This window comes from Cupriavidus sp. MP-37, assembly GCF_020618415.1.
Taxonomy (GTDB): domain Bacteria; phylum Pseudomonadota; class Gammaproteobacteria; order Burkholderiales; family Burkholderiaceae; genus Cupriavidus.
In genome coordinates this window covers 518,164-542,971 of sequence record NZ_CP085345.1, presented here as the reverse complement: position 1 = coordinate 542,971, position 24,808 = coordinate 518,164, and the positions used below count along the sequence as shown (strand labels likewise).

The 24,808-nt window shown below is 62.8% G+C and carries 17 protein-coding genes; 13 read left to right on the top strand and 4 right to left on the bottom strand.

Annotated elements, in window-relative coordinates; all coding sequences use genetic code 11:
* The first annotated feature begins 38 nt into the window (after positions 1 to 38).
* The 12 genes from LIN44_RS18950 (at position 39) to LIN44_RS18895 (ending at position 17,142) form a co-directional block, all read left to right on the top strand.
* Positions 39 to 542: a type VI secretion system tube protein Hcp gene (locus LIN44_RS18950; protein WP_012355844.1), complete on the top strand. Its 504-nt coding sequence runs from the start codon at positions 39 to 41 to the stop codon at positions 540 to 542.
* Positions 543 to 602: 60 nt separating this feature from the next.
* Positions 603 to 1,076, top strand: coding sequence for a type VI secretion system baseplate subunit TssE (tssE, locus tag LIN44_RS18945; RefSeq protein WP_012355845.1), 474 nt, complete (start codon positions 603 to 605; stop codon positions 1,074 to 1,076).
* A gap of 89 nt (positions 1,077 to 1,165) precedes the next feature.
* Positions 1,166 to 3,013 (top strand): type VI secretion system baseplate subunit TssF, encoded by a 1,848-nt coding sequence (gene tssF / locus LIN44_RS18940; protein ID WP_227315796.1) that lies wholly within the window; start codon positions 1,166 to 1,168, stop codon positions 3,011 to 3,013.
* Positions 2,977 to 4,068 carry a type VI secretion system baseplate subunit TssG gene (gene tssG, locus LIN44_RS18935; RefSeq protein WP_227315795.1) on the top strand — a complete coding sequence of 364 codons (1,092 nt, stop codon included), beginning with the start codon at positions 2,977 to 2,979 and terminating at the stop codon, positions 4,066 to 4,068. The genes tssF and tssG overlap by 37 nt, the downstream gene beginning before the upstream one ends.
* A gap of 80 nt (positions 4,069 to 4,148) precedes the next feature.
* Positions 4,149 to 6,878 (top strand): type VI secretion system ATPase TssH, encoded by a 2,730-nt coding sequence (tssH, locus tag LIN44_RS18930; RefSeq protein ID WP_227315794.1) that lies wholly within the window; start codon positions 4,149 to 4,151, stop codon positions 6,876 to 6,878.
* A gap of 40 nt (positions 6,879 to 6,918) precedes the next feature.
* Complete coding sequence (locus tag LIN44_RS18925; protein ID WP_227315793.1) at positions 6,919 to 9,720, top strand: type VI secretion system Vgr family protein; 2,802 nt, start codon at positions 6,919 to 6,921, stop codon at positions 9,718 to 9,720.
* Positions 9,721 to 9,754: 34 nt separating this feature from the next.
* Positions 9,755 to 10,666: a DUF4123 domain-containing protein gene (locus LIN44_RS18920; protein WP_227315792.1), complete on the top strand. Its 912-nt coding sequence runs from the start codon at positions 9,755 to 9,757 to the stop codon at positions 10,664 to 10,666.
* Positions 10,667 to 10,676: 10 nt separating this feature from the next.
* Complete coding sequence (locus LIN44_RS18915) at positions 10,677 to 13,421, top strand: T6SS effector BTH_I2691 family protein (RefSeq protein ID WP_227315791.1); 2,745 nt, start codon at positions 10,677 to 10,679, stop codon at positions 13,419 to 13,421.
* A 13-nt stretch (positions 13,422 to 13,434) separates the two neighbouring features.
* A complete protein-coding gene (locus tag LIN44_RS18910) occupies positions 13,435 to 14,505 on the top strand; it encodes a DUF6708 domain-containing protein (RefSeq protein WP_227315790.1) in 1,071 nt (356 codons plus the stop codon).
* Positions 14,506 to 14,578: 73 nt separating this feature from the next.
* Complete coding sequence (locus tag LIN44_RS18905) at positions 14,579 to 15,376, top strand: DUF6708 domain-containing protein (RefSeq protein WP_227315789.1); 798 nt, start codon at positions 14,579 to 14,581, stop codon at positions 15,374 to 15,376.
* A gap of 147 nt (positions 15,377 to 15,523) precedes the next feature.
* The gene (locus LIN44_RS18900; RefSeq protein WP_227315788.1) at positions 15,524 to 15,772 is read left to right on the top strand and encodes a hypothetical protein; all 249 of its coding nucleotides are present in this window, start codon (positions 15,524 to 15,526) and stop codon (positions 15,770 to 15,772) included.
* 299 nt (positions 15,773 to 16,071) lie between these two features.
* Entirely contained in the window at positions 16,072 to 17,142 is a 1,071-nt protein-coding gene (locus LIN44_RS18895) for a DUF6708 domain-containing protein (protein WP_227315787.1), read from the top strand.
* Positions 17,143 to 17,175: 33 nt separating this feature from the next.
* Here the strand turns inward: LIN44_RS18895 and LIN44_RS18890 are convergent, their stop codons facing one another.
* The gene (locus LIN44_RS18890) at positions 17,176 to 17,700 is read right to left on the bottom strand and encodes a hypothetical protein (protein ID WP_227315786.1); all 525 of its coding nucleotides are present in this window, start codon (positions 17,698 to 17,700) and stop codon (positions 17,176 to 17,178) included.
* 132 nt (positions 17,701 to 17,832) lie between these two features.
* On the opposite strand from LIN44_RS18890, the gene tssA reads away from it, so the two are divergent.
* Positions 17,833 to 18,924 (top strand): type VI secretion system protein TssA, encoded by a 1,092-nt coding sequence (gene tssA, locus LIN44_RS18885; protein ID WP_227315785.1) that lies wholly within the window; start codon positions 17,833 to 17,835, stop codon positions 18,922 to 18,924.
* Positions 18,925 to 18,979: 55 nt separating this feature from the next.
* On the opposite strand, the gene LIN44_RS18880 is transcribed toward tssA, so the two are convergent.
* Genes LIN44_RS18880 through tssM form a run of 3 tightly spaced genes read right to left on the bottom strand, consistent with a single transcriptional unit; the run spans position 18,980 to position 24,803 of the window.
* On the bottom strand, positions 18,980 to 19,858 hold the full coding sequence (locus LIN44_RS18880; RefSeq protein WP_227315784.1) for an OmpA family protein: 879 nt from the start codon (positions 19,856 to 19,858) through the stop codon (positions 18,980 to 18,982).
* Between the two features lie 2 nt (positions 19,859 to 19,860).
* Positions 19,861 to 20,850, bottom strand: coding sequence for a type VI secretion system-associated protein TagF (gene tagF / locus LIN44_RS18875; protein WP_227315783.1), 990 nt, complete (start codon positions 20,848 to 20,850; stop codon positions 19,861 to 19,863).
* Positions 20,847 to 24,803, bottom strand: coding sequence for a type VI secretion system membrane subunit TssM (tssM, locus tag LIN44_RS18870; RefSeq protein WP_227315782.1), 3,957 nt, complete (start codon positions 24,801 to 24,803; stop codon positions 20,847 to 20,849). Before tssM ends, tagF begins: the two co-directional genes overlap by 4 nt.
* Positions 24,804 to 24,808: the final 5 nt, after the last annotated feature.

Sequence of the window (24,808 nt, the reverse complement as noted above, 5' to 3'; positions counted from 1 at the left end):
AAGAAGCCTAAATAGCGATTTTCATCGAGGGTCTTTCCATGAAGGATATCTACGTCAAGTTCGGCAGCCCGGCAATCAAGGGCGAATCGCAAGACAAGGACCACAAGGACTGGATCGAGGTCAACACCTGGAAGCACAGCATCACGCAGCCGCGTTCGGCAACCGCGTCCACCGCGGGCGGCCATACCGCCGAGCGCTGCGAACACGGCGAGATGGTGTTCACCAAGGATCTGGACGTGGTCAGCCCGCTGCTGTACCAGCACGTCTCGGGCGGCACCACGTTCGACGAAGTCACCATCGACTTCCTGCGTGCCGACGGTGAAGGCAAGCGCGTCAAGTACCTGGAAATCAAGCTGAAGAACGCCATCCTGGGCGCCGTGTCGGCCAACGTGGTTGCCGAAGGCATCCCCAGCGACAGCTTCACGCTGAAGTACGCTGCCGTGCAGTGGAAGTACACGCAGCAGAAGATCGGCGGCAACCAGGGCGGCAACTCCCAGGGCGCCTGGAGCCTGACCAAGAACGACAAGACCTACTCGGTCTGACGTTCCCGCAGTCAAGCCTTGCCGCGGCAGCGTTGCCGCGGCATTTGCTTGTTCGCTCCCATGAAAGGCTTTGAGCCCAGCCTGCTCGACAAGCTCTTCGACGATGAGCCGCATGCGCCGCTGCCCAGCGCGCTGCGGCAATTGTCGCTGGAGGAGCTGAAGGCGACCGTCGCGCGCGATATCGAGTCGCTGCTGAACACGCGCATCGTCCATGAGGATGCCGATTTCAACGGCTTGCCCGAATGTCGCCGGTCGCTGCTGACCTATGGGCTCAATGACTTCGCGGGGCTGAGCCTGGCCAGCTTTGATGACCGCCAGTACATCTGCCAGTCGTTGCGCAATGCGATCGAGCGCCATGAGCCGCGGCTGCAGAACGTAAACGTCGCGCTGTCGGTCAACGAGCGGGCCACCAGCGTGCTGTGCTTCGGCATCAGTGCAGTACTGCTGGTGGGGCCCGCGCGCGAGCCGGTCAGCTTCGATGCCATGCTGCAGCCATCGACGCTGCAGTACTCGGTCACGCGAGGGCGGGGCTGAAGCGCGGCGGCGCGTCAGGTTGGCTGTCGGAGCCAAAGACCTCCATCGCTGCGTACCTGCCTCACTAGTGTCACCACCGGCCACACAGAATGGAAGACTTGCTGCCATATTACGAACGCGAACTGGCCTTCCTGCGCCGGTATTCGCGCGACTTTGCCGAGCGCTATCCCAAGATTGCGGCGCGTCTGGCAATGTCGGCCGATGGCTGCGATGACCCCCACGTCGAGCGGATGATCGAATCGTTCGCCTTCCTGTCCGCGCGCATCAGCAAGAAGCTCGACGACGAGTACCCCGAATTCACTGAAGCGCTGCTGGAGGTGCTGTATCCGCACTACCTGAGCCCGTTTCCGTCCTGTTCGATTGCGCATTTCGACGTGGCCGGCATGGCGGCGCAGTTGAGCGCACCGGTCACGGTGCCGCGCGGCACGTTGCTGACGACGCGCCCGGTACGCAAGGTAGAGTGCCGATTCCGCACCGCCTATGACGTGACCTTCATGCCGTTGCGCGTCGCGGCTGCCGGTTTTGAGCGGGCGGTGTCCGCGCCGTCGACCGTCAATCTGCCCAAGGGCGCTACCGGTGCCATCTCGATCGAACTGGAGTACCTGGGCGAGCAGGGCGGCCTGGATGCGCTGGGCCGCCAGGCGGTACGCGTGTACCTGGATGGCGAGCCGTCATTCGTGGCGGCACTGGGCGACGCACTGTTCCTGCACGTGGCTGCGGCATATGTGGAAGAACGCCCGGGCGTGTGGAAGCGCCTGCAGCGGGTGCCGCTGCGCGAGGTCGGCTTTGGGGCGGAAGAGGCGCTGATCGACACCCCGGCGCGCTCGCATCCGGCCTACCGCCTGCTGAGCGAGCATTTCGGCTTTGCCGAGAAATTCAACTTCTTCGATCTTGACCTGGATCCGGTTCAGCGGGCACTGTTGCCCGGCGGCGCCGTACGCCGCGTGACGCTGCACCTGGTGCTGACCGAGGTGCGCAGCGACAGCAACACCGCGCGCCTGCTCGAAGGGCTGGCCGCTGCCCACCTGCGCCTGCACTGCACGCCGGTGGTCAACCTGTTCCGGCAAAAGGCCGACCCGATCCGCATCGAGCATACTGCCACCGCTTACCCGGTGGTGGCCGACAGCCGCCGCGCGCATGGCTTCGAGATCTATTCGATCGACCAGGTCCAACTTGTGCGTGAAACCGCCGCCAGTCACGACGTGGTGGAGTTCCGGCCGTTCTACTCTCTGCACCACGGCGAAGATCCGGGCAGCGCCGGCCACTATTGGATCGCCCGCCGCAATGCCCTGGTAGCGGAACGCAGCCCGGGCTTCGAGACCGAGATCTCCATCGTCGATTCGGACTTCGACCCCGCCAGCCCAAGCACGGAAACGCTGAGCCTGAGCGTGACCTGTACCAACCGCGACCTGCCCGCGTTGCTCGCGTTCGGCCAGCCCGATGGCGACCTGGCCATGGAGGGCAGCTCGATCGCCCGCCGCATCAGCTTCCTGCGCAAGCCGACGCCGTCGATGCGGCTGAGCAGCGGGCGCTCGTCGCAGTGGCGGCTGGTGTCGCTGCTGGCGCTGAATCACCTGTCCTTGGTGCAGAACGGCCTGGCCACGCTCAAGGAGATGCTGCGCCTGCATGACCTGCCGCGCAGTGCGATCTCGGCGCGGCAGATCGAGGGCATTGTTGGGCTGGACTACAAGCCGACGACGCAGTGGCTGGCCGGCAAGCCGTTCGCCACCTTTGTGCGCGGGCTCGAGATCCAGTTGACATTGGACGAGGATGCCTTCGTCGGCACCGGCCTGCATCGCTTTATCCGGGTCATGGATCATTTCTTTGGCCTCTATGTCCACCTGAACAGCTTTGTGCAGCTGGTCGCGGTCTCGCGCCGCGGCGGCAAGGAACTGGCAAGATGCGCACCCCGCAGCGGCGAATCGATCCTGGTGTAATCCGCACGCTGCTGCGGCAACCCTACCGCTTTGAGTTCTTCCAGGCGGTGCGGTTGCTCGAGCTGCACTATGCGCGCGAAGGTGCCGGCGTCCCCGAACAGGTGCTGGCCACGCGAGTCGCCTTCCGCAATACGCTGTCGCTGTCGTTTCCGCCGAGCGAACTGCAGTCCATCGAGCCTGCCACCCAATTAAACGGGGCGCTGGAGAGCGAAGAGTCATTCGCACAGGCGTTGGCCGATGGTGCGTTGGACGGGGTGTCGATCACGCCCACTTTCTTCGGCATGCTCGGGGCGCAGGGCGCGCTGCCGTTGCACTACACCGAGATCGTGTCCGAGCGCGAAACCCTGCGGCGCGACCGCGCCGCGCGCGCCTTCTTCGACATCTTCTCGAACCGGGCCACGGCACTGTTCTACCAGGCGTGGAAGAAGTACCGGCTGCCGTTCCAGCATGAAGTCGACCGCAACCGGCACTACCTGCCGCTGCTGCTGTCGCTGGCCGGCATGGCGGACAAGTCCATGCGGCGCAGCCTGTCCGGCACGGCCGGGGTCGTGCATGACGAGGCGCTGGCCGGATATGCCACCGCCGCGCGCCACCGGCCGGTATCGGCCGCCTACCTGCAGCAGGTGCTGTCGGACTACTTCCAGGCGGAAGTGCGGGTGGAACAGTTCGTCGGCGGCTGGTACCAGGTGCCGCCATCACAGTATTCGCGTCTCGGCGGCACCAACAACCTGCTGGGCGCCACCGCCCTTGCCGGAGCCCGCGTCTGGCAGCGCGACCTGCGCGTGCGGATCTGGATGGGGCCGTTGGGCCGCGAACAATATCGAAACTTCCTGCCCGGCGCCGAAGGCGCCCTGGCCTTGCGCAAGATGGTGACGGTGCTGTGCGGCGCGACGCTGGAGTACGAAGTCGGCCTCATCCTGCGCGCCAGCGACGTATCCGGCTGCGCGCTAGGCGCCGAAGGCAGCGGCAGGCTGGGCTGGGATACCTTCCTCAGCACCAGGCCGGCACGCCGGGACCGCAGCGATGCCCGCTACACGCTTGCGCCCGTGCACTGATCAACGCTTTGAATTCATCCCGATTTCGCCGCTAACGCGCGACACCAACGCGATTCACACCTACCGGAGCCCAAGCCGCCATGGCCATTCCCCTCAAGACGTTGATCGCCAAACTGAATGCAAGCTGCCGGCAGGCCGCCGAGCGTGCCGCGTCGCTGTGCATGGCGCGCGGCAACTATGAGGTCGACCTCGAGCACCTGTTCCTGGCTTTGCTGGAGAACGCGCGCAGCGATTTTTCGGTGGCGGTCCGGGCGAGCGGCATCGATCCCTCGGCGCTGCAGCGCGACCTGGAAGTGGAAATCGCGCGCTTCAAGAACGGCAACACGCGCACGCCGGCCTTTTCACCCTATCTGCCGAAGCTGTTCGAACATGCGTGGCTGATTGCGTCGCTCGACTCGCAGACCACCCGCATCCGATCCGGCCATCTGCTGCTGGCGCTGCTGACGGAGCCGGCACTGGCGCCGCTGGCGGTACGCGGCTCGCATCGCTTTGCCGAGTTCGATGCGGACCGCCTCAAGCATGATTTCGACAAGCTGACCGCCGGTTCCGAAGAGAGGGAGCAGGGGGTGGACATTGCCGATGGCAGTGGGGCCACGGCAAACGCCAACGGTGCCACGGCGGCGCCCGCGCTGACCGCGACGCCGGCGCTCGATCAGTTCACTGTCGACCTGACCCAATCGGCCCGCGATGGCCGCATCGACCCGGTGATCGGGCGCGATGCCGAAATCCGCCAGGTCATCGACATCCTGATGCGGCGCCGGCAGAACAACCCGATCCTGACCGGCGAAGCCGGCGTCGGCAAGACCGCGGTGGTCGAAGGCCTTGCGCAGCGTATTGCGGTGGGCGACGTGCCGCCTCCGCTGCAAGGCGTGACCGTGCGTACGCTCGACATGGGTCTGCTGCAGGCCGGTGCCAGCGTGAAAGGCGAGTTCGAGAATCGCCTGAAGAACGTGATCGAAGAGGTCCGCAAGAGCCCGCAGCCCATCATCCTGTTTATCGACGAAGCGCATACCATCATCGGCGCAGGCGGCCAGGCCGGGCAGAACGATGCCGCCAACCTGCTCAAGCCGGCGCTGGCGCGTGGCGAGTTGCGGACCATCGCGGCCACCACGTGGAGCGAATACAAGAAGTATTTCGAGAAGGACGCCGCGCTGGCACGTCGTTTCCAGGTGGTCAAGGTGGACGAGCCCAGCGAGACCCTGGCGGCAGCGATGCTGCGCGGCATGGTTCCGCTGATGGAGCGCCATTTCGGCGTGCGCGTGCTGGACGAGGCTATCACCGAGGCGGTGCGCCTGTCGCATCGCTACATCAGCGGCCGCCAGTTGCCGGACAAGGCGGTCAGCGTGCTCGATACCGCTTGCGCCAAGGTGGCGCTGGGACAGAACGCGACGCCGGGCGCGATCGAGGACGACCGCAAGGCGCTGGAACGCCTGGGCGTGGAGTTGGCCGCGCTGCAGCGCGAGCAACGGGCCGGCGCCGCGCACGCCGAGCGGCTCACCGCGCTGGAAGCGCAGCGGACCGAACTGGAGCAACGCGTGGCCGCGGCCGATGCGCGGCTGACGCAGGAGCGCGAGCTGGTGGCACGCATCCAGGCGTTGCGCACGGCGCGGGAGCAGGGTAGTGATGCCGAGGCGGAGGCCGCGGAACCTGCCATGGCCGCCAGCAGCGATGTGGTGGCGATGCCTCGCAAGGGCAGCCGCAAGGCAGCCGCCGTGGCCGCCGAGCCTGACGAACTCGAGCGGCTGCTTGCCGAACTGCGCGCGCTGCAGGGTGAAGCGCCGATGGTGCCATTGCAGGTGGACGGTCACGTGGTCTCGGAGATCGTATCGGCATGGACCGGGATTCCGCTCGGCCGCATGGTCAAGGACGAGCTGCGCACGGTGCTGAACCTGAAGCCCTTGCTGGCTGCGCGCGTGATCGGCCAGGACCATGCGCTGGATGCCATCGCCCAGCGCGTGCGCACCGCCACCGCTAACCTGGAAGATCCCAACAAGCCGCGCGGCGTGTTCCTGTTCGCTGGACCCTCTGGCGTGGGCAAGACCGAAACCGCGCTGGCGCTTGCAGATATTCTCTATGGTGGCGAGCGCAAGCTCATCACCATCAACATGAGCGAGTACCAGGAAGCGCACAGCGTGTCGGGCTTGAAGGGATCCCCGCCTGGCTATGTCGGGTACGGCGAGGGTGGCGTGCTGACCGAGGCCGTGCGCCGCAACCCCTACAGCGTCGTGCTGCTGGACGAGATCGAGAAAGCCCACCCGGACGTGCTGGAGATGTTTTTCCAGGTGTTCGACAAGGGCGAGATGGACGATGCCGAAGGGCGGCCCATCGACTTCCGCAACACCATCATCATCCTGACGTCGAATGTCGGCTCGTCGGCGATCATGCAGGCTTGCCTGAACAAGTCCGCCGAGGAACTGCCTGACGCCGATGCCTTGGCCGAGATGCTGCGACCGACGCTGTACAAGGCGTTCAAGCCGGCCTTCCTGGGGCGTACCAAGGTGGTGCCGTACTACCCGATTCCGGACGACGTGCTGGTGGAGATCATCACGCTCAAGCTGGGCCGCATCCGCGACCGCGTGGCCGCCAATCACCAGGCGGAATTCCAGTGGGACAACGCGCTGGTCGAGGCGGTGCTGGCGCGCTGCACCGAAGTCGATGCCGGTGCGCGTGCCGTCGACCATATCCTGAACGGCACGTTGCTTCCGGAAATCGCGCAGACCGTGCTGGTTCGCATGGCAGAAGGCGGCGGTGTCGGCAAGATCAAGGTCACCACCGGCAAGAACGGTGAGTTCAAGTACCGCATCAGCTGATATCGGCATGCGCAGACTCGTGACATCGCGGGAGTAATCCATGGTTTCAGCGACCGACCTGGCCAAATTGCTTGGCGCCGCTTTCTCGCAGGCCAACCGCTTGCTGCGCCTGCAGACGCCCCTTGGGCAAGACGCGCTGATGCCGGAGCAGCTGCAAGCGGCAGAGCAGCTGGACGGCGGCGGGTTCCGCATCGAACTGACGGCGGTGTCGGATAACGCCGGCATTGAAGCGCAAAGCCTGCTGGGCCAGGCCGTGCGCGTCGACCTGCTGACCCAGCGCAGCCGCATCACGCTGCGGCCCTTCCATGGCCACGTCACACGTTTTGAGCGCGTGGGCGCCAATGGCGGGCTGGCGCGCTACCGGATGGTGGTCGAGCCATGGCTGGCGTTCCTGCGCCACCGGCGCGACAGTTTCCTGTTCCAGGACATGTCGGTGGTCGACGCGGTGGACAGCGTGTTCGGCGACTACAACGGTCAGGGCAAGCTGGTGCCGGCGTGGCGCTGGGCGCTGCGCGACCCCTCGGCATATCCGCGCCGCAGCATCGTCACGCAGTACGAAGAAAGCGACTTCGATTTCGTGACGCGCCTGCTCGCTGAAGAGGGCTTGTTCTATTTCTTCGAGCATGAAGCCGCCGACGGCGAGACACTTGGCACGCACCGCATGGTGATCGCCGATGCCAACGATGTCTTCCAGGACAACGAGCAGGCCAGCATCCGCTTCGGCCGCGCCGATGCCACCGCTGCCGAAGACGTGATCGACCGCTGGCAAGGCGCGCGCAGGCTGCAGACCAACGCCGTCGCCGTGGCCAGCTGGGACTATCGTGCCAAGGCGGTGCGCAGTGCCGAAGCCGGTGCACCGGCCGAGGGCAATTCAGCCGCCCCGTCCTTGCAAGACACCGATTACCCCGGCCAATACTGGTTCGAGGACGGCGAGCAGGCACAGCGCCATGCCCGCCAACTGGTGGAGGCGCTGGAAGTACGGCGCCTATCGTTCTCTGGCGAGGGCAGCGTACGCACGCTGGCGCCTGCCAGCCGCTTCATGCTGACCGGCCACTATGACTATGAGCGCGTGCAGGGGGACGACGAGCGCCGTTTTGTCGTCCTGGCGGTCGCACACGCAGCCCGCAACAACCTGAACGAGCGCTTCCGGGGCGTCATCGATCAATTGCTCGGGACAGACCAGGCTGCTGCGGCGCCAGCAGAAGGCGCTACGGCAGCCGCGGACGTGCCGTTCTACCGCAACCAATTTACGGTAGTACCGGCAAAGGTCCCATACCGCCCGCAACAGCTTGACGGACAGGGCCGGCAACTGCACCCGCGGCCCACCGTCACCGGCGCCCAGACCGCAATCGTCATCGGCACGGAAGGTCCGGTGCATACCGACCGCGACCATCGGGTAAAGGTCCAGTTCCACTGGCAGCGCGGCGCCCGTTCGGCCAGCCGGCTGTCTCATCCCGCCGGCGACGACAACGCCCGCGCCGAAGCCGGGTTGGGCAGCTGGGTGCGCGTATCGACCGCGGCTGCCGGCCCTAACTGGGGCGGCGTGGCACTGCCGCGTGTCGGCCAGGAAGTGGTGGTGGAATTCCAGCATGGCGACATCGACCGCCCGGTGGTGATCGGGGCCGCCTACAACGGCCGCGGACAGGCCAGCGCTCAGTACAACCAGAACCAGACCGGCGCCGCCAACGCCACCGGCAACGCACCTGCGTGGTTTGCAGGCAGCAACGAGGCAACCGATGGCAAGCAGGACGGCAACAGCCAGCCCGATGGCCAGCAAGGCCACGCCCACAATGCGGTGCTGTCCGGCATCAAGACCCAGGCACTCGGCCACAGCCAGGACGGCACCGGCGGCTACAACCAGTTGGTCTTCGACGATACCGCCGGGCAGAGCCGCACGCTGCTGTCGACCACGCAGGCAGCCTCGGCACTGACGCTGGGCCACCACCTGGACCAGCGTGACAACGCCCGCCAGGCGGCACTCGGCCACGGCGCCGCGCTGGAAACAGCCGACAGCGGCGCCTTGCGCGGCGGCTCCGGCATGCTGCTGACCGCCCACGGCGCGGGCACCAGCGTGCCGCTGCTGGACAGCGAGGGCGCTGCAACGCAGGTGGAAGCCAGCACCGAACTGCTGACCTCGCTGGCCGATGTCGCACGCAAGCAGAAGGCGGATTTACCGGAGGAGCCGGCCCCCGCCGAACTGCCGGCCATCGCCCAGCTGAAGCACACCACCGAAGTGCTGCGCCATACGGAAACGGGGACCGATGGCAAGGCCATCGCCACTGCTTACAACGAGCCCCACCTGCAGGTCTCCGCCCCCAAGGGCATCGCCGCAACCACGCCCGCCGATGCGGTGCTGGTCGCGGGTACGCAACTGACGATGGCGGCGCAGAAGGATGCCAATGTGGCGGCGGGCGGGAATTTGTCGGTGGCGGTGGCTGACGGGCTAAGTTTGTTCACCCATGGCAAGGCTGGGGGTGAGGCCGGTGCGGGGATTGCCATGCATGCGGCGAGTGGGAAGGTGGGGGTTGCCAGCTTGCAGGGCCAGGGACGTTTTGCCGCGGAAAAGCTGGTGACGGTGTCCTCCTCTCAGGGGGCGGTCAATGTGCAAGCCAAGGAGCATGTGCTATTGAATGCGGCCGGGGCGCAGATCCGGGTGCTGGGGAACACGATCGAGGTGCATGCGCCGGGGATGACTACGTTTAAGGGGGGGCAGCATTTGTTTGTGGGGCCGGGGGGCGGTGGGGCAAATACGAGCCTGCCTAAGGGAGAGCTACCCTTGTGCGAGTATCAGACGCTGGGCGCCGAATCCACCGGTGCCGGCATCGTTCCAATTCAGTCCTGATTCGTTAGTTATGTCCGCACAACATCGCCATCTGATGAATTACGCTGAATCCGGCATAAGACAGGGCGTTGCCGACAGGCCTGCTGGCCACTCCGCTTTTTGTCACCGGTGGCTATCAGATTTCGCATACGCGCTGCTGAATCCGCTGCGGCTTGAACGTGAAGAGTGGGAGGACCTTCCGGTTACCAGGCTGGCACCTCCAGGACTGAAAGAGCAGGCGGAGTTCATGCCGTTACTGTTAAGTTTCAATGATTTGACCGCGCCGCAACGCGCTATCGTGCTGGGTCGTATAGAAGCGAGGGAACAGCAGGGGGACACATATCTTTGCGGCCTGCTCAAGAGCGACGCCGAGAGCTCCGTGCTGAGTGCGCATCTTAGCCGCCTTCTAGTGATGGTACGACAGGACAATGGACAGCGTTACCTGCTTCGCTATTACGACCCGCGTGTCATGCGCCACTTGCAATGGTTATTGACTGCCATGCAGCATGTGTCATTTTGCGGGCCGATCAGCGTCTGGTCGTGGCCAGCATCCAGCGGCTGGACTACTGGTCGCCGTCTCGCGCAATACAGTGCCGGCCAGCGATTGGTCCTGCACTCCCACCAGTGGGCGACGCTCGAGCGCCTGGCCCTAATTAACCGGGCATTGACGGAACTTGAGATTCTGGCGCCCGAGCTATCGCAGAACGACGCGCTGTTTCAGCGACTGGATGCGGCACTGGTTCAGTCCAGTACAGAACTCGCGCTCACCGATAACGAGGATTGGCTGTTTTGCGCGATTCAAGCCGTCCGCTTTCATCCGCAGATCCACCATCATCCGCAGTTACTGGAACGTCTTGGACAAGCGGCTACCAAAAGGGCAAGCTATGCTGCCGCATGTGCGGACCTCGACGATTCTGCTTGGCTCAGTATGGCGGATGAACTGAACAGCCGGGTGCCGACAGCGTAATGAGACAACCATGACCCAATCTGGTACGACTCCGAAGAACAACAAAGCCGGTTGCCCATTCTGCCAAAAGAAGGGCCTGCCGATCTTGCCTGTCCGGTATGCGATCGCCCGCGATGACATAGGCAAGGGTAAACAGGCACCACGGCTTGGTGGTCCTTTTGGTGAGGGCGTCCAAGAGAACGGCCTGCCGGCAGGGCAGCACTACACATTGCGTCTCATGCGGCCCGGCTACCTCTATGTGTGCAATGAAAAGCGTGGCAGCTGGGACGCTTACGTGGTCACGGAAAAAGGGTACCTGTACCCCTTTGCGACCGAGATCAAACACAGTGTCCTGGAGAAGATGGACACGGACAAGTTGCAGTCCATTGACGCATTGCTGCAGCCGCCAAAGGATGCCATCGAATTCAGTTGCCAGCGCGAACCCGACCATCCCTATCTGGCCCGTTGCATCATGATTCCAGATGCCAGTTCTGCGGAAAGAATCTGGCTCGGCTTCTCGGATACGCCGTGGACAAAACGTGTATGGAAGGCGCATACCAATGCAAAGGAGCGAGCGCGCCATATGCGCGAGCTCCGTCTGGATCTTTGGAAGGGAGGAAGCCACCGACACGCTGATTCTTTGGAGAAGCTAAGTGGCCAATTGTCCGAGGCCGGTTATATGATCAAGGAGACCCGCCCCGAAGCGGCCAAGCGCGGCACCTATCCAAGCGAAATGGCGGGACAACCATCCGCATTTTCTCACTCACCACAGGCGTTTTACGGCTTGAGCGAACAGCTGCCTGGTCTCGTCAATTGGGCAAATTCGCAAGCAAAGCGTATGGGCATGACTGCCCCAATGCTGGCAGTTGACGACCCCGTTGGCTTGGCCTTAGAAGTTGCGCAACTGCTGCGCTTGCGAGCCGATATTTTCGAACGCGACAAGGGCCGCGACTGGAAACACGCCACCTCCACGACCATTGTGGGCATGCGCCATGCCATTGAAGAGCAGGCGGTGCAGGAAGCGCTCCAAGTCAAACGAAACACCTCCGGCGTTGCCGTCTATACGTATGCCGACGGAATGCCGGTTGCAACGCCCTATGACCCAGATCTGGAGGAAAAGGTATGGGAGCAGAATGGGCTGAAGGCACTGACGCCGGATGAAGAAAAGCGCGCGCGGCGAAATGCTTGGAAGGAGTATCTGAACGATTACAGCGAGCCTAACCGAGAGGCCTTCGATAAAGAGCTCGAGCGCGATATGAACGCGTACGCCAAGAATACCTTAGCGCCCCTGGCACGGAGCTTTGTGAAATGGTACGGAGGAACACCATATCGTGAGGCGATGGCCTGCAACCACGATGACACCGATATCAAGAGCGGCGAAGCCATGACCAGCCTGGTAATGGCTTGCCTGTATGACATTGTTGGTATCCAGCCGGTTTCCGACATCCTTCTCAAAGAGTTGCAGGGTTCATTTACGGAGCGCAAGAACACGGTGCTGCGAGCACTTGTGCTTGACAACTCCGAGGCGGCTAAGAAATTGGAGAAGGCGGCGACTGCGGAGTTGGAAGTAGGCAATCCTGGTGCCTGGAGCAATGTATTCAAGGCCTTTGCCCACGTACTAGAAAAGGGTCATGCGAATGAGTTGGCGGGGGCATTTACAGGCGTCGCGCGCTTGGCTTACAGCGTGTCAGGGCCTATCGTCACTTTGCTTGGCCGGTCCGGTCGGGCAGTCGCTGGAAAAGCTGGAGACGCAGCGGTCAGTCTTGCAGTCCGCTATCGGCAGTTGGCGTTGCTCGGTTTGCTCGCCAATAAACCGCTAAACCGGCTAAAAATTCGGGCCTCGGAGGCTGAGCTAGCCCACATCATCGTCGACGAACTGGCGCGGGTTAGTCCTAATGTTGATCGCGAGGCATTGCGGAGGCAGGTGGACCGCCACGTCAGGACGGAACTTTCCGAGCGATCCGGTGCTCGAGCTCGTGCCCCCGATGCGAGGAATGCTAGGGGTAGGCGCGTCTTCTACTGGACGGTCTTCTGGGATGAGGAGAGTAAGCGTTTGTTCAACGGCACCAGATTGGATCAACTGGATAACGTGCTATTGACAGAGGATCAGCTAAGATCCGTGCTGCGAAGCAGGACGGCAAGCGGGATCAAGTTGGATATCGGTCTGGGTGCGGCTGGGATGATTTTGGACGGTTGGAATGTCTGGCAGGCATTCGCCGATATGCCTGATACAAAAAAGGGAACGATGGGACAAAGACAGCTGCAACTCGTCGGTGCGTTGACCAGCTTGGCGGGAAGCGGTGTGGAACTATTTGGAAAAGCGCTAGAGCGAACTGCATGGGGAAAGACCGCGCTTGTTCGCCCGTTTCGAGTATTCCTGACGCAGGTCCCAACTCGCGGAGCGTTGGTCGCTTTTTTTGGAAAATGTATTGGCACAGTTGGTAGTTTCCTAGGCGCCGCGCTGGACGCTTGGAAGGGTTGGCAGGCGGTGATGCGCGGAGACGTTCCTATGGCGGTGCTTTATATAAGCTCGGCGCTCGCTGGAGGCGTCATCGCTGGTCTCATGCTCTTTGGGTTGCTAAGTGCCGGCTTAGGATTCCTACTCTTGCTTGCTCTTGCATTGCTTTCCATGTTGGGTGAATGGCTAATCACTATAATTCGTGACAACAAGGTTGAGATCTGGCTCGATAAGTCGCCATTTGGACGTCATGAGCATGGTAGATTCAAGCACTTGAGAGAACAGGAATCCGCCTATGAGGCGATGCTGAAGGCTTGATTGGAGTAAGTTAATGAGAGACGGTGAGTATGCAGGTTGGATTACTCGATATAAATTGGATAGGCCCCTGTGTCAGTATGAGGAAGAGGAATATTTGGATCCTAAAACTCCGGCTGCAGAATTACCTCCGAACGATCACGGACTACTTCGCTTGAACTCAACTTTTTGCGAGTACATGGATAGGTTCTTTTTGCAGCGCGGATGGGCTGCAATGGGAGGGGCTCCATTCATTTTTCTGGCTTTGTTTTTTGCTGGATTATTTGGGTTTACCATATATTCACCGCGTGAGGATGGATCTGACCCTAGCGATGCAATGGTAGCATTTAGTTGGATCGTTACCATGATATGCATCTCGTGTGCGATATTCGTTGTTAAGGTCATCTGGCTGAAAGATTTTTTCCGCTATACGCACTACCCGATTCGTTTCAATCGCAAGAACAGATTGGTCTACGTTTTCCGACACAACGGTCCGGGAGGCGTGCTGACTGTGTCTTGGGACGATGCCTATTTCTTCATCGGACGTTCCGCGCCCGCTATGGGCGGACAGACTTATTTCACGTTCGATTTGCGTTGTCACGTCCTCGACGATCAAAGAATGGTCCGCGATACATTCGCGGTTGGAATGGACGGCAGTAACAGTCGCGGTGCAGTCCTGGAACATTGGGAAATGGTTCGCAGGTACATGGAGGATGGACTGCAATCGCTGCCGTTTCCACCGCTGGCGCTGACGGTCAGCACCGAACCGACTTTTCGGAATGCAGTAATTACGCAAGTGAGCGGCCAGTTTTCCGGTATCTGGCGAGTCCTGATGCTGTTTATTACGTTGCCGTGGGCGCTGTTCCGCTATTTGGCCATGAAAACCTGCAAGCGCCCCGTCTGGCCGGCAGAGGTAGAGGCAGCCTGCGTTATCGATCCGGATGATCCCTTTGTCCAGTATGAGCCGCGTTATGCCGGGGATCTTGAGACGAGGGCGCCCGGAGGCGAGGATGAGTTGCTGGCCTACCGCGAGCGTGCGCTGCGGAAGGCCCTGGAGTACGATGCCGAGCGGAGAAATCGTTTTGGTCCGGATGGGACAACTGCTTAAAGGTGGATCCAAGTCCTGAATGGTACCCTGACGCTGGCGATCTGGGAGTTGCACGATTTGGCGACCGTTTCGCATGTTTTTCGGTCCAAATTGCCGGATGAAAAAGCTGAAACATGCAAGGAGTTTCATGTTCGGTCGCGAATACGAATACATACGCGCGAGGCGGAAATCCATCGCGAAAGGTCGAGAATTATTGAATATCGACGGGCAACGCCGCTGGCGTGTCGAGCAGGCTGGCGCGGCAGAAGGCGTGTTTATTCCAGGGCGGTGCGCCTACGCGCAGAATGATGCCTATCTGGAGCTAGCCAATCCCGGATTTAGTGTGCAAAGCTTGGTGGCTTCATGGGCACTGTTGGTATTGCTGGCCTGTTTGTTCACGCTTTGGATGTGGTATGGGCTGGCCGTTCATCCGCTAGTGTTCGGCAGGATATTCTTTCTTGGATGGTCGGAAGCCTACGAATCGGAGATGTTGCCGTTGTTGATCGGGGGCTGGACGCTCGTCCATTTCTTCGCGGCGGGTTGTATTTTTTTTGTGTTCATGATGTTTGTGGGTCTTGGCGCACGGACGGCGTTCTTTGGTCCGCTGCGGGGGCGGATCCGCTTCAACCGAAAAACACGAAAGGTCTATGTATTGCGCCCAGGGTATTGCGGCGGCAATAAGGTATTCGAGTGGGATCGGCTGCAAGCGATACTTAAGCCATTTCCCGCGCGTATGGAACAAAAAGTTGTCCGTTACCACCAGGCGCAGCCGCTGGCGCTTTACCATCCGCCCTTCGACAAGGATGACCCTGCAGCGGAAGGCGAAGATGTTATCTTCATCGACTCGGCAACGACCGCGTACTACCCGGAAGCCGTGGCGGGACTATGGTAATACATTCGTCGGTACATGAAGTATGGTCCTTCCATCGACGTGATCCCGCCCAAAGCACCGGTGACATTCCAACAGATCCCGCACTTCTTGCCGCCTGCATATAGCACTTACTGCGGCATGCCGAGCGCTGCGCAATGCAGGCTGGAAATGGACGTGTCGCTCTATCTACCGTTGTACATGGCGCTTGTGCAATCCACTTGTTTCTGGCCGCGCTTCCCCACGGCATGGGAAAGTGATTCAGGCATGGGAGAGCCAGAGGACAGGCCTGTTCAGACTGGCGCGGTGATGACAGCGATGGTCTATCGCGCCGAAGGCAGGCTGTCGTTGGCAGATGAGGTGCAATTCATGAAACATTGGGGGACGGAGGAAGGGCTTCAGGAAGCACTAGCGCGCTAAGAGAGTGGTGTCCGGGGCGTTTGGGGGATTGCGATCGAGACAAGTCCACACCCGTCCAGCGGTGGTTCTTTATGGCAGCGCGACTGGCGTTAGGGCTACCGACCGCCTGTTTTGCGGCGACGAAAATCTCGTTTGGCAAAATGGCCGCGTTCGAGAGGGAGGCTACCTCTGCTTAACTGTCGACGGACAATCGTGAGCATCGTATCGACGCTCCTTATGGGATGCGGCATGGCTGAAGTTGGAGCGGCGATTTACGTCGCTTGCTTGAGGTGGTTTTCGAACTTGTTGATAGGGAAAGCATGGAAGAGGGTGAATACGCGGGTTGGCTCACTCGCTATACGGTGAGCCGGCCGTTACGTGAGTACGAAGTAGCTGAATATCTGGATACCAAGCAGCCAGCTTCAACACTTCCACCAAACGACCACGGCGTGTTGGCCATGAATTCCACTTTCGTTGAGTACGTGGACAGACACTTCCTGCAGCGTGGTTGGGCGGCCATGGGCGCAACACCATTCGTTGGCATGGGTCTGGCATTTTCTGGCCATATCGCGTCAACGATGTACAGACTTCGGGACGATGGCACCGCGCGGGACGCAGCCTTCATCACTGCCGATTGGATATTTCTCACCGCATGGTTGTTGTTTACGCTCTGCGTGATCAAATTCATCTGGCTCAAAGACTTCTTCTGCTACACCCACTACCCGATCCGCTTCAACCGCAAGAACAGGATGGTCTACGTCTTCCGGCACAACGGTCCGGGCGGTGTGCTGACCATACCTTGGGACAGTGCCTACTTCTACATCGGCCGATCTAGTCCAGCAGCTGGGAATCCGGGCCACTACACCTTCGACCTGCGTTGCAATGTCCTGGACGATCAACGCATGGTGCGCGATACCTTTGCCGTCGGCATGGATGGCAGCACCAGTCGCGGTGCGGTACTGGAACATTGGGAGATGGTGCGTCGCTATATGGAAGAAGGCCCGCAGAGCCTGCCATTCCCACCGCTGGCACTCACCGTTTCGACAGAAACAACGCTGCGCAATATGGTGATCACGCAGGTCAGTGGGCAGTTTTCGGGCTTTCTTGGCATCCTGATGCTGCCCATCACTTTGCCGTGGGCTCTGTTTCGCTACCTTGCAATGAAAACCTGCAAGCGTCCTGTCTGGCCGGAGGATGTGGAGAATGCCTGCGTGATCGACCCGCGGGATCCCTTCATTCTCGAGGAGCCCAGCTATGCCGGCAACGCAAAGACCGGCGGCCCTGAAGGAGACGAGCAGTTGCTGGCATACCGCGAACAGGCGGTGAAACTAGCCCTTGAATACGATGCCGAGCGCAGGGCGCGGCTTGGTCCAGACGGAACCGCCGCTTGAATCGCTCGGCACTAGCATTTAGTGGCGGCGCCGCTATATACCCCCGCGCAAACCGGACAGCGCTGCAGCAACAAAAATGCCCCACGACAGGGCGGCGCCGACAGGCAGCGATATGGCGGCACTGCTCAAGCCCGTAACGGCGAGCCACCGGTTGCCGCGCAGCCCGGCAATCGCTGCAACGGGCAGTGCGGCGGCACCGACGATCGCGGGAATCACAATCCTGGCCATGGCGGGCTGATTTCCGCCGGCGATGAGCGCGATGAATGCTGTCGCCAGTACCAGCAGCAGATGATAAAGAATGAACCTGGCCCGGGCACTTCGCAGCTTTCGGATCCACAGTCCAATGTACGCTGGATAGACCAGGGCGCCGCCGAATGCCAACAGTTCCACATCCCGAAACCTGGACTGCGAGACCAGTTCGTACACTGCCACGGGAACGAGTAAAACAATGAGGACCAGCGTGGCATGTAGTGACAGGGTTCTAAGCAGACCTTTCATTGGCGGGAAGGCATGACAAGGGGCAACGGAAATTTTACGGATGTGGAACACACCGAGCACAAAATCGCGCCGGTAAACCTGCATTGTCCGGCAGAGTGTACGTCGCAAATCCGCGCACTGACACCACGCCCATGGCCTTACCGCACCGCCAACGGTACACTTGCTTCCTGTTCCCACGGCTGATCAACCACCATGGCATCCCTCCAGTTCGACCGCCTGCTTGCTCCGCTTCCTGGCGACCAACCCTGTGGCGAAGACCTCCTCTTTTCCGCTGAATTCGACCGCATCCAGGAGGCGCGCCGTGCTGACGATCCGTCGCTGGACCAGGGCGATTGGGTAACGGATATCAAGGAGGCGGACTGGCGCGAGGTGATCGGCATTGCCACCTCGCTGCTGCAGGACCGCACCAAGGATCTTCGCCTGGCGGTCTGGTTGACCGAGGCGCTTTCGAAGGAGCGGGGTTTTGCGGGCCTGGGCGATGGCTACCGCCTGACAGCGGAGCTCTGCAGCCAATATTGGGATCACCTGCACCCGGTGATGGAAGCTGACGATGTCGACTACCGCACCGGCAGTGTGACATGGCTGGCAGGGCGGTCGAGCCAGCTGATCCGCGAGATTCCGCTGGTCGATGCATCGGCGGGTGGCTATACGTATGTCGACTGGGAGGTGGCGACGCATCTCGCGGAAGCGATTCGCCGCGATCCGGAGCAGGCGGACGAGCTGTCGCAGGGCAAGGTCAGCCAGGAGCAATTCGAAGCGGCGCGCAAGAAGACGCCGGTGGCATTCTATACGGCGCTGCATGCGGATCTGGTGTCCTGCGAAGCAGCGCTGAAGCTGCTCGGCGATGTGCTGGACGAGCGGGCCGGCGAGCATGCGCCCAGCTTCCGCCAGGCGCGCGAGGCGCTGGAAGCAGTGCGCATGCTGGTGGAGCGCTTTGTCGGCAAGCCGGTGGAGCGGCCCGCCGGTGCGGAGGCGAGCCAGACAACATCGGCGCCTACGCAGAGCGGACATGCAAGCGTGCCGGCTGGCTCTGCCGACGCCGTCCAGTCCGGCCCCATTCGCACGCGCGCCCAGGCCCTGGCCCAATTGCGCGAAGTCGCGGATTTCTTCCGACGCACGGAACCGCACAGCCCCGTGGCTTATCTGGCGGCGCGCGCTGCGAAGTGGGGCGACATGCCGCTGCACGCGTGGCTGCGTACGGTGGTCAAGGACGATGCCACGCTGTCGCAGATCGAGGAACTGCTGGGTGTGACCACGGATCCGTCGATCGATAACGACGCATGATCCGAAGCCACGCCGGCAGCATCGTAGCGCCGGCGTGATTCACCGCGATGCGCGGTTACTGCCCCGCCCGGAACTCAATCCTCCGGTTCTTCGCCCGTCCTTCCTCCTTGTCGTTCGGCGCCACCGGCTGGTCCGGCCCCACGCCCACTGCCGTCAGCATGCCGGGTTCGCCGCCTTTGCCGATCAGGTAGTTCTTCACCGTCTCCGCGCGTGCCTGGCTTAGCGTCAGGTTCAGCGCGCGGCTGCCGGAGTTGTCGGTGTGGCCGACAATCTCGATCTTGCGGCCGCTCAGGCGTGGCAGCACCGCGGCCATTTCATCGAGGATGGCGCGGCCCTTGGGCGTCAGCGTCGCTGCGCCGGTCTCGAATTCGATGATCCGATTGGCCAGGGTCTGGTCGAGCAGGTTCTGTTCCGAAGCCGGCACGCGCAGGCCGTTCTTCACTGTATAGGCCTGGCCAAGGCCGGTAGCCATGTCGCTGGCGATCTGCTGGCGCTGGGCTTCGTTGCGGACGTCGCCGTGTACGGATACCTGGGTGCCGTCGATGCTGAGCTGGCCGCGGCTGACCTGCTTGATTTGCGGCGAGAGGATCTTCTGCACATTGGCCGACCAGTTCGGCGGCGAGACCACGTTGCCGACCTCGATCTGATCCACCACGTTGGCGCTGCCATATAGCTCGCGCAGGCGCGCCAGCACGCTGGCCTTGGTGGCCTCGTCAGGAACGGCGCCGCCTGCAACGACGCGGGCTGAAGCAGCGGCTGCGGTGGCAGCAGGCGCAGCGATGCCGGTGGTACCGGGATCGCCCGGTGCGGCGTGGCCGGGTAGCATCGTCAGCGCGGCCAGCAATCCGGCTGCCAGCGATGGCGTGCGCGCTTTAACGGCGATGGAGGCAGCCTTGAAATTAGTTGCCCGGTTGCGTACTGCATCGAAACCCATGCTCATTCCCCGGCAAAGACTTCACGGAAGGTATCGAGCGCGAGGCGCAGCGACAGTTGCGGCTGGTCCATGTAACTGACGAACTTGGCCATGCCGTAGTCTCCGTTGACGTGTTGCTCGACCCATTCGGGGTCATCGATATTGATGTTCTGCTCGGCATAGGCCAGCGGCGAGATCACGCCGTGCAGCGTGCGCGACGAGGCGCCGTTGAAGCCGATCACCAGCCGCTCGTTGCCGCCGATCTGGCCCAGGAAGATCGACAGTTCGAAATCCGCCCGGTGCAGGAAGCGCGACACCAGTTCCAGCCAGAAGCTCGCCACCAGGCTGCGGTAGAGCGGATCGGCGGGCAGTGGCAGGGTCAGGCCTTTTTCCAGGTGCGACGAGCCGGACGACATCAGCGGCTGCAGCAGGATGCCCAGCGCCAGCAGCGTGCGGCGCAGTCGTACCTGCTGGCCCTGGCCGGCCAGCATGTGTTCGAGGCCGGCCACGGTCTGGAAGTCGATGAAGTCGGCAAAGCTTGCGTCGTGCGTCTGGGCGCCGGCACCCGTTTCCACGCCCAGCTGGGCCTGGCCCAGCTGCTGCAGGCCTTCGGTGGCATCTGAGGCCTGTGCCAGCGCATGCATCTGCTGCCCCGCGCGCGTCCACAGGCGCGCCAGTGCCAGCGGGCTGCGGGCGATGAAGTGCAAGGGGCGTTCGACCTCCATCGCCGCGGCCGTCAGGAACGGAAAGCGGCGCGAGGACAGGTCGCTGCTGGCTATCAGCGCACCGGCGATGGCCAGCTTGCTCTGCGAACCCAGGAAAGCGAAGTGCATCGGCTTCCAGGCGTCATAGCTGGCTTTCCAGGCCGGATCTTCGGCCAGCAGCTCCATGCCCTGCGCCAGCCAGCGGTCCAGCGTATCGAGCAGCTGGGTGTTATTGGCACTTTTGACGAAGTCGCCCCGGGACGGGATCTTGCCGAAATAGGACAGCTGGAGTTGGGTCGGCTGGCTCATTGCGCCGTACCTCCTTGGTTGACTTGGGCCGAGGCCTGCGCGCTGCCCGGCGTGCTGGCCTGCGGGTTCTGGGCAGAGGTGGCGGACGGCGGCGCCGCGGGAGACGTCGACGGCGAAGCGGCCGGTGGCGTTGCGGTATTCAGCGGCGCATTGGCGTCAGCAATCGCAGTCGGCAGGCGCAGTCCGCGCAGGCCCTGGCTCTGCGGCGAGTCGGACGCACCGGCATTGCCCGCGGTCTGCGGGCTGCTGATGATGCGCAGCGCCACGCTGACCGAGATATTGTCGCGGCTCCAGGTCAGGTCGAAGGCGCCATCCGGGCGGCGCTTGCGCGCAGCCGTTGCGATCAGGCGCTCGAGGCCGAAGCGGCCAGGTTCGTTGAGCAGCTCGACGGAGCGGCCGTCGAACGTCGTCGCCGTGATCCTGGCGCCGGGCGAGCCCTGCGGGTTCGGCCAGACAAAGTTGGCCCACTGCGCCGGCGTATTGCGATAGCGCAGCTGCTGGCCGTCGATCTCGATGGTGTACTCGGTGGTGCCGGTCGCGGGCGTCGGCAGGATCTGGAACACGGTCTGCTGGGCTGCCGCGGCCGTGGCGCCGCCGCCCCCTCCCGCCGCGCCGCCGGTCAGCGGCGCTACCCAGCGCGTGAAGTTGGTCGTGAACTCCGGCGCCAGCGTCAGGCCCAGGTCGCCCCAGGTACGCGCTGCCAGCATGTCGCCGCGGCGCACCGACAGCGGGCCGATGGTGGCGGTGGTGAACTTGGCGATGGCGCCCTCCGGCCCGAAGATCTGGCCGATCTCCGCCGCGCTGGCTTCGATCTTGGCATCCGAGGCAAACGGATACTTGGTCGCCAGGGTCTGGCTGAACGGCTGGTACACCTGTGCGTTCCAGACCTTGTTGATCTCGACGCTGGCGGGGCGGATCACCACGGCGTAAGACTGCAGCAGCGGGCGCACCAGCAGCGGCCGCAGCGCCTGGCGCTGGCTGTCGGTAAGGCCGGTCATCATCTGCTCGTCGACGTACTTGAGCGCGTCCGACAGCTCCGAACCATTGCCGTCCAGCGTCTGCTGCATCAGCTGGCGTGCGCCGGGTCCCGGGTCGCCCTGGTTCTTGAGCTGGTTGAAGCGCGTGCGTACCTTGGACAGCGACTCCATGTAGCCGCGCAGCATCGAATTGTTGTCATGCATCACGACGATGCGCGCCAGGCCGGAGAACTCCTTGCCCACCGGGCCCATCGGGATGGTGCCCGCCGCGCCGTTGGCGCCGTTGACATCGACATTGACGCTGACCTGCGAGGGCGTGCCACGCGAGATCAGCCGCTTGAACCAGTCCAGCATGCCGGACTTGGCTTGCTTCAGGCCGGCATTGAGTAGCGAGGGGTTGTCCCATGAAGTCTGCTCATACGCGGTGTCCAGCACCTTGCGGATCGGCGAATTGGCCGGATCGCCCAGCAGGTTCATGCTGGCCACCGCCTGCTCGAAGCTGCCGAAGTCCTGGATCGTCACCCCTTGCATGAAGCGCTGCCATTCCCGCGCGTACTCGGTCTTGTACATCATGACCAGCGTCTTCTGGATCTGCTCGGGGCTGCCTTCAAGGGTCAGGTCATCGCGCGCGGCGACATTGAGCACCCAGTCCTTGGTCTGCAGCTCCTTGCTGGCGGCTTCGCGGATGGCGGGCTGCACATAGCCGAGCCACGCTTCGCGCGTGAAGGTGCCGGGCACGGCGTAGCTGCCGGCGACCACGGAAGCGCCGGTGTCGCCGACGATGCGGGCCACCGTCATCGGGGCAAAGCGGGTCGAGGCGCGGGCCTTGATCTCGGCATAGGCGCGCTCGCGTGCGGGCATGCCCCGTACCACGCGGCGCAGGTTCTCGCGGGACTGGTCGATCAGCGACAGGTTGCCTTCCAGCAGCGGCCAGTTGTCGTCGTTGACGCGCGCCAGGTAGAACGACAGGTTGCGTTCGGCCGAGCGGATCAGCTGCTCGCGCGGCATGTTGCCGCGGTTGTCTTCGAGCCAGCCACGCCAGAAACGGGTCATCTGGTCAGTCAGGTGCGCAACCTCGACGTGGCGCTTGTCCGCCAGCATCAGGTAGGTCTTGAGCGCGTTGTACGCGTCTTCCACGTTGGTGGGCGAGGCGTCGGTGTAGCGTTTGCCTGCGGCGGGCGTGGCGGTGGCCGCGGTGGCCGTGGCAGCGGGGGCCGAGGCCGGCGCCGCCGACGCCAGCGCCGTCGCGGTCACGGCACCGGTTTCAGGTGGTCGCACCATCGGCGCGAGTTGGTCGGGATGGGCGTTGACTTCGGCCAGGAAGGTCTCGATGGCTCCGCCGACTGGCTTCAGCATGACCTGGCGCAGGCCGTTGTAGTACTCGTCGAGCAGCTTGTGCTGCAGCGTATCGCCCTGGTACAGGCCCAGCGACAAAGCCAGCGGGTGGTCGGTGCGGAAGCGTTCCAGCTGCTCGATGCGGTCCTGCAGGATGTCCAGCGCCTCCAGCCGCGCCTGCAGGTCGACGCGGTTCTGCTGCATCTTGACGATCTTGTCCAGGTCCGCCTGCACGTTGGCGGTCAGCTGCCGGTTGCCCAGGAACGACCAGGTCCAGCCACCCAGCAGCAGGCCCAGCAGCAGCACCAGACCGAAGAACGTGGCAAAGCGCAGCCGTGTCTTGGCCGGGCTGGCAAACTGGCGCACGGTGCGGCGGTCGGCAAAGATCACCTTGGAAAACAGGTCACGCAGGAAGAAGCCGTTCTTCGAGAACACCTCGCGGTTGCCGGCCACGCCTTCCAGCTTTAGCCCGAAGCGGCGCGCGATGCGCTCGGCCGAGACGCTGGTGGTGCTGGCTTCCTGGACTGCGCTGGTGAAGTAGAAGCCGCGGAACACCGGCTTGTACTGGAACGGGTTCTCGTCGAACAGCGTGACCAGGAAGGCGCGCAGCGTAGGCTTGATCGAGGCAAATTCCAGCGGAAAGCTCAGCAGCCCCGGCGAAAGCTTGCCGTTGCGGTGCTGCGCGATCTGCGCCACGCTGATCTCCTTCAGGCCGTCGCACAGCTCGTCAAAGCGCTGGTCGAACACCGTTGCCACGTCGCGGCGCTCCTCGAGCGCGAAGGGCAGGGTGGCGCCCCAGACGCGGTCGCGCTCTTGCTTTTCGTTGTCGCCGAAGAATTCGGTAAAGCCGGTGATCAGGTCGGCCTTGGTGAACATCACGTAGACCGGCGCGAACACTTCCAGCCGCTCGGTCAGTTCCTGAACGCGCTGGCGCAGGTTCTTGGCGAGGTTGATGGCGAACTCGGGCCGGTTCTGCGTCAGTTCCGGAATGCTGACTGTCACCACGATGCCATTGATCGGCGCCTTGGGGCGATAGCGCTTGAGCAGATCCAGGAAGCCCAGCCATTCACGCCGGTCCTCTTCATGGATGGCATAGCGGCCCGCGGTATCGAGCAGGATGCCTTCGGTAGTGAAAAACCAGTCGCAGTTGCGCGTGCCGCCAATGCCGTGGATCACGGCGTTGTTCTTGTCTGCGAACGGAAACTGCAGGCCCGAGTTCAGCACGGCCGTGCTCTTGCCCGCCGCGGGGTTGCCGATCACGATGTACCAGGGCAGCTCGTAGAGCGCCTCGCTGCCTGACATCTGCCCCAGCTTCGAGGTCTTGATGGTCTTCACGGCGCTGGCCAGACGCGTGCGCAGCGCCTCGACCTCGTCGCGCTTGTCGGGCGGCGCGGCCTTGGCGGCCATGTCGGCCTGCTGCTCGAGGATGCCTTCGAGCTTGCCGCTGGCCCGGCGCGCGCGCCAACGCTTCCACAGATAGGTGGCCAGCCATGCCAGCAGCAACACGCCCAGGACAATGGCGACCCAGGCCAGGCCGATCTCGAAGGTCTGCGCCATCAGCAACAGGAAGACGGTCAGCACGACCACGCCGAATACCGACAGCGTGCGTGTGTGGGTCAGGAAGTTAAGGATGCGATGCATGTTGC